This window comes from Massilimicrobiota sp. An105 (assembly GCF_002161155.1).
Classification (GTDB): domain Bacteria; phylum Bacillota_I; class Bacilli_A; order Erysipelotrichales; family Coprobacillaceae; genus Allocoprobacillus; species Allocoprobacillus merdigallinarum.
Map to the genome: position 1 here is coordinate 33,836 of NZ_NFLY01000017.1, position 13,172 is coordinate 47,007.

Genomic DNA, 13,172 nt, shown 5'->3' on the forward strand with positions numbered 1-13,172 from the left:
GGAATTTTTTTGGCAACAAATTTCACTGAAATCATTAAAAATCAATCTGTACTTTCAAATAAACAAAAAATCAATATTATCATTCAATTAAGTATTCCTACGATTTTATCACAAATTTCTTCTATTTTAATGCAATATATTGATGCTGCGATGGTTGGACATCTCGGTCCTGATGCTTCAGCTTCAATTGGAATTGTATCAACCAGCAGCTGGCTTTTAAGTGGTCTATGTAGTGCTATGGCAACCAGTTTTGCGGTTCAGGTGGCACAACTCATTGGTGCAAGTCAATATGAAAAAGCACGTCGTACTTTCAAAACCGCGCTTATCACATCCCTCATTTTTTCTTGTATATTATTAATCATCGGTGTGCTTGTAAATCAAAGTTTATTAACATGGTTAGGTGCTGATCCAGCTATTTTTGATAATGCTTCTGCCTATTTTCTTGTTTTCACATTAAGTTTACCTATTTTACAATTAAATAGTTTATGCAGTTCCATGTTACAATGTAGTGGTAATATGAAAATACCGAGTTTACTCAATGCTTCCATGTGTGGATTAGATGTGATTTATAATCTTATTTTCATTCATTACTTTGGTGTTGTGGGGGCAGCCATTGGAACAGCGCTTGCCCAGTTGACAGTCTGTTTTATCAATCTCTGGTATACAACTTGTCATTCTTCTCTATTAAAATTCCAAAATCATGAAAAGTTCTATCTTGAAAAAGAAACATTGAAAAATGCTTTTCAGATTGGAACACCTTTAGCTTTTGAACATATAGCGATTTGTGGTGCCATGGTGATGTCTACAAAGATTATTGCCCCTTTAGGAACAATTGCAATTGCTGCTCATTCCTTTGCGATCACTGCTGAAAGCTTATGTTATATGCCTGGATATGGACTGGAAGCTGCCGCAACCACATTAGTTGGTCAATGCATGGGTGCTCAAAGAAAAGAACTTGCAAAGTCCTTTTCCAATTTAACTGTTGCCTTTGGTGCTATCATCATGGGAATCATTGCGATTGTTATGTTTGTCATTTCACCATTTGTTTTTCAAATCTTAACTCCAGATGTGCAGACCCAACAGCTGGCTACAGAAGTTTTACGAATTGAACTTTTTGCCGAACCACTCTATGGTGTTTCCATTGTAGCTTCTGGTGCCTTGCGTGGAGCTGGAGATACTCTTATACCAAGCTTACTCAATCTTTTGAGTATTTGGGGTGTTCGTTTATCTCTATCCGTTCTTTTTGTTCAAACTATGGGATTACATGGAGTTTGGCTGGCTATGTGCATTGAATTATGTGTCAGAGGTTTATTGCTTCTCTATCGTCAACAACGTGGTCAATGGCTGGAAAAATCACTATAAAAGACATCATAAATCATATTTTATTCTTTCTGTTTTGTAAAAAAGAAAAAGTTGCTATAAAGCAACTTATTTCCTGTTTGTATTCTTACGGGAAAACGAATACGATTATAGATATTTGGGACATGCTTATCATATCATAAATTTTATAAAAATGTTTTCATATTATGAAAATTATCTATCACGAAAATAAATTTCTATTGTAAAATAAACCTCATCTTCCTGATTTCTTCCTTCAACAATATAACGATGACCATTTTCAGCCATAAAAAGTTTAACTTTTTCTAATGGTCTAATTTCTTTACGATATTGAATATTCAAATCACTGATATAACAATGATGATGTTTATCAAAATCAATGAAATCCAATGCCCATTCAACATAACGTGTATTGTTCATATGCTGATTAATATCAACATCACTATATAGAACTTTTCTTTCTGTGATATATTGGAATTCCATATCTTTTTGAATAGCTGGTGGTAATTCTAATAAATGCTCCAAAGGCGCTTCTGGAAAGGTAATCCCTATTTTTTGTGGTGATACCATTCTTCTTTTTTGAATATCTAATAATGTCCAAACAGAAGAACATGTGCCAATCAGACGATTATCTTTTTTAATATAATAATATCTTGGAAAACTTACATATGTTCCTTTCGAAATCGTTGTTGATAATTCAATACAATCTTGATAATGAATAGGTTCATCTAAATGAAGATACTGTTTAGCCACAACCCATCCATATTTTGACATCATATCATAATTCCATACACCTAACTTCATAGCGCTCTCTGTTGCAATTTGAGCAAAACGATTCAAAAGATGATGAAAGAAATATTCTCCCATATCATCAACTTCATTAATTTCAATAACACGTGTTTCATAACTCTTTAAATCTTCCATATTTTCACTTCCCTAGTGTCTATTATAATAAAAATTCATAAAGATTTCACATATTTTCATTTTTTTCTAGGCGAAAAGCAAAATTATATGTATAATAGAGAAGTATGAAAGGAAGTTTAATTTATGCAGGAAATTTTTTCATTAGTTCTATCGTTTGTTTTAATAATTATTTTTCTTTGGTTTACATATTCTATTGCTAACATTATTGTTACGTTTTTTCGTTGTCGTAAACAAGATCATTCTTTACAGCTTTGTTTAAATACTGGTGGTCTTATTTTTTATGTAATTTTAACTATCATTTATTTGATTGCTGTTATGGGTGGTATTATTGCTGTTATATATGGAATCATCACTTCTCGTTCATCATTTTTCCATAATGGATTAAATGCAGCAGCACTATTAACAGTTGTTTATGCTTATTTTCTTTCAACAATTGTGCTAGTAGGTCGTAAGAACTTAATGGTAGGAAGAATGCTGATAGATTATCGTAAACTGAAAAAAGTGAATTTCACTTATAACAATAAAGTTACATTTGTTTATGCTCAAAAAGATTATAGTTTCCCAACACGTTTTGTTGATAAGACAAAATTAAGAAAAATGATTTCTCGATAAAATAAAAACACGAAGCTCGTGTTTTTATTTTTGTATTTCAAACTGACTATAATATAAATGATGATAAAAGCCATGCTTTTTCAATAACTCTTCATGTTTTCCCTGTTCAATAATTTGTCCATGATTCATGACAAGAATCTGATCAGCTTTTTGGATAGTTGATAAACGATGTGCAACAATAAAGGTTGTACGTCCTTCCATCATTAAATCAAACGCTTCTTGAATTTGCTTTTCAGTACGTGTATCAATTGAACTTGTCGCTTCATCTAAAATCAACATTGGTGGTTTAACTAACATAATACGCGCAATGCATAATAGCTGTTTTTGCCCCTGTGATAGATTTCCACCTTCTTCGCTAATCATTGTATCATAGCCATCTTTTAACTGAATAATAAATTTATGTGCATGGGCTTTTTTGGCAGCTTCTATAATTTCCTGATCAGTTGCCTCTTTTTTTCCATAAGCAATATTATCCCTGATACTTCCTTGAAATAACCAAGAATCTTGTAAAACCATTCCATATAGACTTCTGACATAATCACTGCTCATATCCTGAATATCAATACCATCAATGCATATTTGACCATGTTGTGGCTGATAAAATTTCATTAATAAATTAATGAAAGTTGTTTTCCCACATCCTGTTGGTCCTACAATTGCAATGGTTTGCCCTGGTTTTGCTTCCACATTGAAATCTTCTATGAATGGTTCATCATCTCGATAAGAAAAACTGAGGTGTTGAATCTGGACATGTCCTTGAATATGCGAAAGTGTTTTCGTTGAACCCTGTTTAGGACTTGAATCTATATCTAATAAATGAAAAACTCTTGAAGCACAAGCCAATGCTGTTTGTAATTCGGTAAAGACATTAGAAATTTCATTAAAAGGTTTTGTATACTGATTGGCATAACTTAAAAAACTTGATAAAGCTCCAACACTCATAGAGCCACCAATCACATATAAAGATCCTGCAATACAGACACTGGCATAAACAATATTGTTGACAACTCTTGTACTCGGATTGGCTAATGCTCCTAAAAACTGTGATTTAACACCACTGATATAAACACGCTGATTGATTTCTTCAAAGCGCTCCTGATTTGTTTGTTCATAACCATAAGCCTTGACAACTTTAACACCGCCAATCATTTCTTCTACATAAGCACCAAGTTCTCCTCTTAAAGCCAGTTGTTCTTGAAAATACTTATATGTCTTATTGGCAATAATTGTTGCTACAACCAATGATAAAGGTGTTAAAACAATCACAATCAATGCAACTGTTGTTTGAATATATAACATAAAACAAATCGTTCCAATAATAGTCGCAATCCCATTAAATAAATGTGTAAATCCCTGTAAAAGACCATCACCAATTAAATCTATATCATTAACCATACGGCTTAACAGATCACCATGAGCATGACTATCAATATAACTTAAAGGCAATGTTTCATATTTTTCAAATAATTGATCACGTAAATCTTTTGTAATCGCATATGTCATACGATTAGATAATCTCACTACCAGCCAATCAAAAATTTCCGCAATCAGAACACTTCCCAATATCCAAAGCATTTTTTGAAATAACAAATCAAACGCCACGAGTCCCTGTCCAATAATATGATCAACAGCCTGTCCAATAAAAACAGGTGTCAACAATGTAAAAACAATCTGTCCTGATGAACATAATAAAGCACAATATAAATATTTCATATACGGGCGACAAAATGATAATAAACGCTTCATTGTTTTGATATCCATTTATGCCACCTCCTTAGACATTTGTGATGTGACAATTTGTTGATATATTTCACAAGTTTTCATCAACTCATCATGTTTTCCCATTCCCACTAATTCACCATGACTCAAAACAAGAATCTTATCAGCATGCATAATTGCACTGACACGTTGAGAAACAATAATTGTTGTTTGAGGAAGTGTGGCAATGGCTTTTCTTAAAGCAGCATCAGTCGCAAAATCCAAGGCACTGGCACTATCGTCTAATATAAGAAGTTCTGGATTTCTCACCAATGCTCTGGCAATCGTTAAACGTTGTTTTTGTCCACCAGAAAGATTATGTCCACCTTGTGTAATATGACTATAAATGCCATCTTTCCACTCATCTACAAATGATGCCTGTGCCAAATGCAAGGCCTGTTTGACTTCATCATCGCTGGCATTTTCTTTAGCCAAACAGATATTTTCTTTAATCGTTCCTGTAAAGAGCGTAGCCTGTTGTGGGACCAAACCAATCATCTGTCTTAAAGAATATAAAGAATAATCTTGAATAGGTTTGTTCTTGATATAAATTTGTCCTTGCGTCGCTTCATAGAAACGAGGAATCAGATGGATGAGAGTTGATTTTCCCGAACCAGTCCCACCAATGATTCCAATTGTTTCTCCCTGATGAATAGAAAAAGATATATCATGCAATGCATGGCTCCCCTGATATGAAAAACTGACATGATCAAATGTCACCAATGGACCTTCTTGATTATCAATAAGACATTTTCCATCCTGAATAGCTGGTTGAATAGCTAAAACTTCCTGTACACGTTTATAACAAGCTGTTGCTTTATTATAAATGACTATCACATTAGCAAATGCAAACATTGATAATAGAATTTGATTCATGTAATTGATTAATGCTATCACTTCTCCCTGAGTTAAATATCCCGCATTGACCTGTAAACCACCTGCATACAAAATGACCAAAATAGCACAGTTGACAATCACACTGGTACTTGGATTTAAAAGTGCAGAAAGTTTTCCAACCTGTATTTGCATATCTTTTTGTTTTTGAGTTGCCTGCTGAAAACGTTCTTTTTCTTGTTTCTGTTTAGAAAAAGCGCGAATCACACGAATACCTGCTAAATTCTCACGACAAATCAATGATACATGATCCAGTTGTTTTTGAATTTTTAAATAAAAGGGCAGGGATTTTGACATCACTCCATATATCGCTAAAGCGAGTATTGGTGCTGCACAAATAAAAATCAAAGCAATCGGTACTGAAATACGAAAAGCCATGACTAATGAACCTAAAATTAAAAATGGTGAACGTGATGCCAAACGAATCGTCATCGCAACTGCCAACTGTAATTGATTCGTATCATTTGTGATACGTGTCATTAGTGATGGAATTCCAATTTCATCTATATTTTCATAATCATAAGCATGAATCGCTTTAAACATATCATTTCTTAAATAAGTTCCAAATCCCTGAGATGTTTTTGAGGCAAAATACTGACACACCAAAGCACAAGCATATCCTAATAAAGCTAGTGCTAATAATAAAAGGCCTCGCTGTAAAATGTATTGTTGATCTTGATGTAAGATTCCATAATCAATAATATCTGCCACAACAATAGGTACAATCAATTCAAAAAAAGCTTCTATCAATTTAAAGAAGAAACCAATAACAGCTTCTTTACGATACGGTTTTAAATATTTCATCCACATGCTTTTATCATTCCTTTTCTTGATTTATTATAACGAAAATTGTATTATATGTATAATATATATAAAATATAATTGGTATACTTTTAGGATATGGTGATTCAATGGATATTAAACAGATGATTTATTTTAAAACAATTGTAGAAGAAGGAACAATTTCTAGAGCAGCGAAAACTTTACATATGGCACAACCCCCTTTATCTATGCAACTGAAACAATTAGAAGAAGAACTCGGTGTGACTTTAATAAAACGTGGACATCGAAAAATAGAATTGACTCAAGCTGGAAAAGTCCTTTATAAAAGAAGCTTGCAGATGATTTCTTTAAACGAGATGACATTTCATGAAATTCAAGATATGCAAAATGAAGTTTTAAGAATTGGGATCACATCTTCTAATTCCAATATTCTTCCAAGTTGTTTAGCTCAAAATCAAAATCTAGCCCATGTTTCTTTTCGCATCTATGAAGGAAGTACTTATGAAATCATAGACTTATTAATGACACATCATATTGATTTAGGTATTGTGCGTACCCCTTTTGATCAAAGCCAACTGCATTGTCAGGCGTTTTTAAAGGATCCTATGGTCGCCGTTGGTATTCCTGAACTTTTACATTCCAACATGACACATATGTCAGACTATCAAAATAAACCATTAATTATTCATCAGCGTTATTTATCACTTATTACTGATTATTGCCTGAATCTTCATTTTCATCCTTATATTAAAATTACATGTGATGATTCAAGAACATCTTTACAATGGGCTCAAGCTGGTTTGGGTATTGCGATTGTGCCTCAAAATATCCTTACTTTCTATCCAGACTCCAAGCTGAACCATGTGATCCTCGAAGATGAAGTTTTAAAAACAGATTTAACATTAATCACACGTCCTCATGAAGTCTTAAATACGTCTTTGCAGACACTTATTGAATTATTTGCGAATCAGCAGAAAGGATAATATTTATGCAACTATCTCAATTCCCACAATTTGAAATTATGATTTTACATCTATTGAAACAACAAGATTTCTCCGCTGAACACATTTATCAGATTTTAAATAAACACTTTCAAATTATTGAAGGAGATATTCTTATTTCTCTTTTCTTTCTTCAAGATACACATCTTATTTCAAGCTATTCATTAGAAAACATTGTTTTCTATCATATTGAAGATCCTGGTCTTGTTAGATATACAACATTAAAAAGAGAATATCAAAATATTCATCAATCTATGGAGGCATTATTTCAAAATGAAAAAACAAAAATTCAATAATAAAAATACCCAAAAATATTATCATCAATTATATACAACATTTCCATTACACAATGTCCAAGAAAAAAAGTTTCTCACATTCTTCAAGACAAGATTACATGAATATGAGCGACAATATCCTGATTGTTCCTATCAGGATTATATATATCATTTTGGACTACCTGAAGATATTGTCATTGATTTTTATCATCACTACGATCATCATTATGCTATTACACATATGAAATCTCGTAAAATTCTTCAATATGCTTCTATCATTCTTGTTCCTTTAATAATGGCATGTATCATCTATGTCCTTTATACAACTTATCTTTATTATCAAAATTATATAGAAAGCTATCCTCTTTATCAGGAGGAAATTATCTATGACTATGGTGATATCCCCATGTATGAATAAATACAGGGATATTTTTTTATTTCATATCATTAGAACACAAAAAAAGCCATTGATTTGTCAATGACTTTCATTAAGAAACATGATCTCTTATTTGTTTATCTAAATCAATATTAGGTAATGTAAATCCTCTACCTTTAACACTATGTATTTCACTACCAATAATAAATGCAGTTGGATCAATTTCCATAACCAAATCATTAATAACAGGATATTCTCTGTTATTGACAACACATAATACTGCTTTTTGCTGATCATGGAAATATCCTGTTGTGACATTGACAAAAGTACAACCTCGATCTATTTCTTTAAAGATAGCTTCAGCAATTTCTTCATGATGAGCAGAAATCACAAGTACCTGAAGATTTCTTTCTCCAAAGATTGTCACTTTATCTAATACAATAGCTGTAATAAAGACTGTGATAATTCCATATAAAATACCTTCAAAGCTCGTAAAGAATGATTGTCCCAGTAAAACAACAACATCAAATAAATAAACACAGACTCCAAGTGAAATATGAAGCTTTTTATTCATAATGATGGGTGGTATATCCATTCCTCCTGTACTATACCCTACTCTAAATACAATGCCACATCCCAGTCCAGTAAATAATCCAGCATAGATAGCTGATAATAACATATCTGAAGTTAAATGCTGAAGTTGTGGAATGGCTTCAAACATTGCTAAAAAGAATGGAAAAATCAAAGAACTTAATATTGTTCCAGCAGCAAACTTCTTACCCAAAACAATAAATCCAAGCAATAACATCACCATATTAACGACAAATACAACAGTTGCATAATTGACTGGAATAAATTCACAAATAATCAAAGCAATCCCTGTTGCTCCTGCAACAATTAAGTTAGATGGAACAGCAAATACAGCGACACCAAAAGCCAGAATTAAATTGCCTAATAACACAAGCAATGTATCACGTACAAGATGTTTTGCCTGATGCATTAATCATCCTCCTTTACCATTGATTTTAAATAGGCATAAATGCACTCATCCAAATCCCCATCTAAAATAGCTTTAGGATTATTAGATTCATAACCACTACGATTATCTTTGACCATAGAATATGGATGTAAAACATAAGAACGAATCTGACTTCCCCACTCGATAGCCTTTTGTTCCCCTTTAATTTCATTAAGCTCAGAAGCCTGTTTTTCTAACATGAGCTGATATAATTTAGATTTCAACATAATCATAGCTTGTTCACGGTTTTGAATCTGTGAACGCTGTGATTGACAAGTTACCACAATGTTTGTTGGTAAGTGCGTAATACGAATTGCTGAATCTGTTTTATTAATGTGCTGACCTCCAGCTCCAGAAGCACGATAAGTATCAATACGGATATCATGAGGATCAATCTCAATTTCAATATCATTGTCAAATTCTGGCATGACATCCACAGAAGCAAATGATGTATGACGACGTTTTGACGCATCAAATGGCGAAATACGCACCAGACGATGAACACCTTTTTCAGCTTTTAGATGTCCATAGGCATTATATCCCACAATACGCAAACTGACTGACTTCAAACCTGCTTCTTCTCCATCCAAGTAATCAAGGACTTCAATTTTCCAACCTTTTTTATCAGCATATCTTTGATACATACGCATCAACATGGATGCCCAATCCTGTGATTCTGTTCCTCCAGCACCTGGATGAATTTCCAATAATGCGTTATGGTGATCATATTCACCTGAAAATAAAAGCGTTTTTTCAAAATCATCCATTTCTTTTTCAAATGTTAAATAATCTTCATCCAAAACAGCTTTAAAGTCTTCATCATCACTCTCTTTGACATATTGATAAGTTTCTTCTAATTCATCTAAAGCTGTTATTAAATGATCATATGTATCAGCTTTCTTTTTCATTTCGTTTAATTGATCATATATTTTTCTAGCATGGTCTTGATCATTCCAGAAGTTTTCATCCATTGTTTGAACTGTTAAACCTTCAATTTCTCTTTTTAAGCCATCAATATCAATCGAAATAAAGAGTTCATTGAGTAAAGAACGGGCTTTTTCAAGCCCATTCTTCATTTCATATAATTCCATTAATCTGCTTTAAACTCCAATTCTATCTGAACAGCTGGAATTTGTTTTTCCTGTTCACTACCAGGTGCAATACCCATATGAACAATATTTCGTGTAATATCTTGAGAAATTGATTTTGTCATTTCTTCAAACATGTAGAAGGCTTCTTCAGTATATTCTTGAAGTGGATCTCTTTGGGCATAAGCACGCAAATAAATACCATTTCTCAATTTTTGCATAGCATCAATATGATTAATCCATGTATGATCAATAACCCCTAATAAAACTCTTCTTTCATAATCCAATTTCACTTCTGCTGGTAAATCTTTATTAAATCTATTTTGATATTGTAAATAAATCACTTCAGATAAACTTGTTGATAATTTCTTTGCATCATGTTGTACTGCTTCTTTATTTTTAGCTGTTAACGTAGCTAATAACATATAGTTTTTAGAAATATAGTTTAATGCTCCATCAACATCCACATTATCTTTTTTACCATCATGTTTTGTAAATTGACGTACTGTATTTTCTACAGCCTGATCAAACATACCTCTTACAATAGGTCCTAAATCTGTTTGTGACATAATATCATCACGTTCTTTATACATAATTTCACGTTGTTGACGCATCACATCATCATATTGTAATAATTGTTTACGAATATCAAAGTTCTGACCTTCAACACGTTTTTGTGCATTTTCAATAGATTTTGTGACCATCTTACTTTCAATCGCTTCATCTTCTAAGAAAGATCCCATTCTATCTTTCATCTTTTCATTTGCGAATCTTTGCATCAATTCATCTTCAAATGATACAAAGAACAATGAACACCCAGGATCTCCCTGACGACCAGAACGACCTCTTAACTGGTTATCAATACGTCTAGACTCATGTCTTTCACTTCCAATAACCATTAATCCTCCAATTTCAGGAACACCTTCACCAAGTTTAATGTCAGTTCCACGACCAGCCATGTTCGTTGCGATAGTTACAGCTCCCATAACTCCAGCTTTTTCAATAATCAAAGCTTCTTTCGCATGGTTTTTCGCATTTAAGACGTTATGTTTAATACCACGTTTATTTAACATTTTACTTAATAATTCTGATGTTTCTACTGAAACTGTCCCTAATAAGATCGGTTGTCCATAACTATGTCTTTTTTCAACTTCGTCACAAATCGCTTTATATTTAGCAGCCTGTTTAGCGAAAACCAAATCTGGTTTATCATCTCTAATAACTGGTTTATTTGTTGGAATTTCTACAACACGCATATTGTAGATTGTTCTGAATTCTTCTTCTTCTGTTTTTGCAGTTCCTGTCATCCCCGCTAATTTATTGAATAAACGGAAGAAATTTTGGTAAGTAATTGTCGCTAATGTCACTGTTTCCTCTTTAATCGGAACTCCTTCTTTAGCTTCAAGTGCCTGATGCAACCCATCACTATATGCACGACCTGGCATCACACGACCAGTAAACTGATCAATAATCATAATGCTGGCATTTCTGATATCATGGCTTCCATCTTCAGTTGCAATCATATATTCTACATTCAAACTCATTGTATAGTTAGCTTTTAATGCCTGATTGATATGATGTACCAAAGCTGTATGCTCAGGATCATATAAATTTTTAATCTTAAAAGCTTTTTCTGCTTTAGAAATACCTTCAGCAGTTAAAGCAACAGTTTTACTTTCAATATCAACTTCATAATCTTTATCTTCACGTAAAGATTTGACAAACTTATCAGCTTGAATATATAAAGCTGCGGTATTTTTCTTACCACCAGAAATAATCAATGGTGTTCTTGATTCATCAATTAAGATAGAGTCAACTTCATCAACCAATGCAAAATTCAATGGTCTTAAAACCTTATCTTCTAATCTTGTCACCATATTATCTCTTAGATAGTCAAATCCAAGTTCAGCATTTGTTGTATACGTAATATCACAAGCATGTTGTGCACGTTTTTCTTCTTTAGATAACTCTCTTTTATTTAACCCAACAGTTAAACCTAAAAATTCATACACTTTTCCATTGTCTGTTTTATCACGTTCAGCTAAATAATCATTAACTGTCACAACATGAACACCTTGTCCAGTTAAAGCATTTAAATAAACTGGGAAAATAGATGTTAATGTTTTTCCTTCTCCAGTTTTCATTTCTGCAATATCACCATTATGAAGTGAAATAGCTCCCATAAGCTGAACTTTAAATGCTTTTAATCCTAAACGTCTAAACGCAGCTTCACGAACAGTCGCAAAAGCCTCAATTAATAAATCATCTAAAGTTTCACCATTTTGTAGACGTTCTTTAAAAAGATCAGTCTGATGAGCTAATTCTTCATCACTCATTGCCTGATAACGAGGCTCTAAGTCCATAATTTGTAGTGCCTGCTTTTCTAACTTCTTTAATATTTTATTATCTTGTGAAAAAGCCTTTTTGATAGAACCTAAAAAACCTTTCTTTTCCTTTTGTGGTGTTGTATTAAATTCAATCGGTTGTGATGGTTTTTTCACTACATCATCAAATGTTTCTACAACAACATCTTCACCTAAATCATCGTTTAAATCCACGATTTGGGCATTAGGATTCAATCCAAGTTCTTCTAATTCTTTGGCTTCTTTCTTTTTTAATTGCTTTCTAATTTCTTGTTTTTTACTTGCCATGAATAAATCTCCTTTCATGCATACTGAAACATTTCACATTATAGCATATAATCTTAAGAAAACAAAGTAAATATCATGTAAAATTCATGAACAAAACAAAAAGAGATATGTTTTCTACATATCTCAATTTCATCAAATTTTTACAACATGTCTGGCTTGCAAACCACGTTCTGTTGAATAAAGCTCAAACCCGTCTTTGGCAGTTAGCACCATGTTTCTTTTGTAATCTTTTTTGAAAAATTTAAATTAAGTCCATTTTATGGGCTTTTTTTATTTAAAAATTATTTTATTATTTTTTCTTTTGTGTTATAATAGTGGTGTAATGGTGTTATATATTGGAGGTATTTTTATGGCTTATTTTCTTAAAAAAACTACTTTAAAGGGCAGGACTTATCTCTCTATCGTTGAAAGTTTCTATTCTCATGAAAAGCGCGGTGCTGCCCATCGTACCTAT

Annotated in this window: 11 protein-coding genes; 5 read left to right on the top strand and 6 right to left on the bottom strand. The window is 32.6% G+C overall.

The annotated features are described in order from the left end of the window. Positions 1–9 precede the first annotated feature (9 nt). Positions 10–1,362 (top strand): MATE family efflux transporter, encoded by a 1,353-nt coding sequence (locus tag B5E48_RS06470; protein ID WP_206407326.1) that lies wholly within the window; start codon positions 10–12, stop codon positions 1,360–1,362. Positions 1,363–1,533: 171 nt separating this feature from the next. Here the strand turns inward: B5E48_RS06470 and B5E48_RS06475 are convergent, their stop codons facing one another. After that, the gene (locus B5E48_RS06475) at positions 1,534–2,262 is read right to left on the bottom strand and encodes an acyl-[acyl-carrier-protein] thioesterase (RefSeq protein WP_087304497.1); all 729 of its coding nucleotides are present in this window, start codon (positions 2,260–2,262) and stop codon (positions 1,534–1,536) included. A 123-nt stretch (positions 2,263–2,385) separates the two neighbouring features. On the opposite strand from B5E48_RS06475, the gene B5E48_RS06480 reads away from it, so the two are divergent. Next, positions 2,386–2,874 (top strand): hypothetical protein, encoded by a 489-nt coding sequence (locus tag B5E48_RS06480; RefSeq protein ID WP_087304498.1) that lies wholly within the window; start codon positions 2,386–2,388, stop codon positions 2,872–2,874. 24 nt (positions 2,875–2,898) lie between these two features. Here B5E48_RS06480 and B5E48_RS06485 read toward each other — a convergent pair whose 3' ends face one another. Next, a complete protein-coding gene (locus B5E48_RS06485; RefSeq protein WP_087304499.1) occupies positions 2,899–4,635 on the bottom strand; it encodes an ABC transporter ATP-binding protein in 1,737 nt (578 codons plus the stop codon). Further along, positions 4,636–6,330, bottom strand: a complete 1,695-nt coding sequence (locus B5E48_RS06490; RefSeq protein ID WP_343286328.1) for an ABC transporter ATP-binding protein — start codon at positions 6,328–6,330, stop codon at positions 4,636–4,638. A gap of 107 nt (positions 6,331–6,437) precedes the next feature. Between B5E48_RS06490 and B5E48_RS06495 the strand changes: the two genes are divergently transcribed. Genes B5E48_RS06495 through B5E48_RS06505 form a run of 3 tightly spaced genes read left to right on the top strand, consistent with a single transcriptional unit; the run spans position 6,438 to position 8,003 of the window. Continuing rightward, positions 6,438–7,292, top strand: a complete 855-nt coding sequence (locus tag B5E48_RS06495) for a LysR family transcriptional regulator (protein WP_087304501.1) — start codon at positions 6,438–6,440, stop codon at positions 7,290–7,292. 5 nt (positions 7,293–7,297) lie between these two features. Beyond that, the gene (locus B5E48_RS06500; RefSeq protein ID WP_087304502.1) at positions 7,298–7,606 is read left to right on the top strand and encodes a hypothetical protein; all 309 of its coding nucleotides are present in this window, start codon (positions 7,298–7,300) and stop codon (positions 7,604–7,606) included. After that, positions 7,584–8,003 (top strand): DUF6120 family protein, encoded by a 420-nt coding sequence (locus tag B5E48_RS06505; protein WP_087304503.1) that lies wholly within the window; start codon positions 7,584–7,586, stop codon positions 8,001–8,003. Before B5E48_RS06500 ends, B5E48_RS06505 begins: the two co-directional genes overlap by 23 nt. Before the next feature lie 70 nt (positions 8,004–8,073). On the opposite strand, the gene B5E48_RS06510 is transcribed toward B5E48_RS06505, so the two are convergent. The 3 genes from B5E48_RS06510 to secA are packed head-to-tail and all read right to left on the bottom strand — an operon-like array spanning position 8,074 to position 12,718. Beyond that, positions 8,074–8,961, bottom strand: a complete 888-nt coding sequence (locus B5E48_RS06510) for a YitT family protein (RefSeq protein WP_087304504.1) — start codon at positions 8,959–8,961, stop codon at positions 8,074–8,076. Next, the gene (gene prfB, locus B5E48_RS06515) at positions 8,961–10,070 is read right to left on the bottom strand and encodes a peptide chain release factor 2 (RefSeq protein WP_087304505.1); all 1,110 of its coding nucleotides are present in this window, start codon (positions 10,068–10,070) and stop codon (positions 8,961–8,963) included. Before prfB ends, B5E48_RS06510 begins: the two co-directional genes overlap by 1 nt. Beyond that, on the bottom strand, positions 10,070–12,718 hold the full coding sequence (secA, locus tag B5E48_RS06520) for a preprotein translocase subunit SecA (RefSeq protein WP_087304506.1): 2,649 nt from the start codon (positions 12,716–12,718) through the stop codon (positions 10,070–10,072). The genes prfB and secA overlap by 1 nt, the downstream gene beginning before the upstream one ends. Positions 12,719–13,172 lie beyond the last annotated feature (454 nt).

What these genes read in the sequence shown, in the direction of transcription:
- B5E48_RS06490 (WP_343286328.1), bottom strand. Translation starts at nt 6,330, where the DNA reads ATGAAATATTTAAAACCGTATCGTAAAGAAGCTGTTATTGGTTTCTTC.
- B5E48_RS06500 (WP_087304502.1), top strand. Translation starts at nt 7,298, where the DNA reads ATGCAACTATCTCAATTCCCACAATTTGAAATTATGATTTTACATCTA.
- B5E48_RS06475 (WP_087304497.1), bottom strand. Translation starts at nt 2,262, where the DNA reads ATGGAAGATTTAAAGAGTTATGAAACACGTGTTATTGAAATTAATGAA.
- B5E48_RS06495 (WP_087304501.1), top strand. Translation starts at nt 6,438, where the DNA reads ATGGATATTAAACAGATGATTTATTTTAAAACAATTGTAGAAGAAGGA.
- secA (WP_087304506.1), bottom strand. Translation starts at nt 12,718, where the DNA reads ATGGCAAGTAAAAAACAAGAAATTAGAAAGCAATTAAAAAAGAAAGAA.
- B5E48_RS06485 (WP_087304499.1), bottom strand. Translation starts at nt 4,635, where the DNA reads ATGGATATCAAAACAATGAAGCGTTTATTATCATTTTGTCGCCCGTAT.
- prfB (WP_087304505.1), bottom strand. Translation starts at nt 10,070, where the DNA reads ATGGAATTATATGAAATGAAGAATGGGCTTGAAAAAGCCCGTTCTTTA.
- B5E48_RS06480 (WP_087304498.1), top strand. Translation starts at nt 2,386, where the DNA reads ATGCAGGAAATTTTTTCATTAGTTCTATCGTTTGTTTTAATAATTATT.
- B5E48_RS06505 (WP_087304503.1), top strand. Translation starts at nt 7,584, where the DNA reads ATGAAAAAACAAAAATTCAATAATAAAAATACCCAAAAATATTATCAT.
- B5E48_RS06510 (WP_087304504.1), bottom strand. Translation starts at nt 8,961, where the DNA reads ATGCATCAGGCAAAACATCTTGTACGTGATACATTGCTTGTGTTATTA.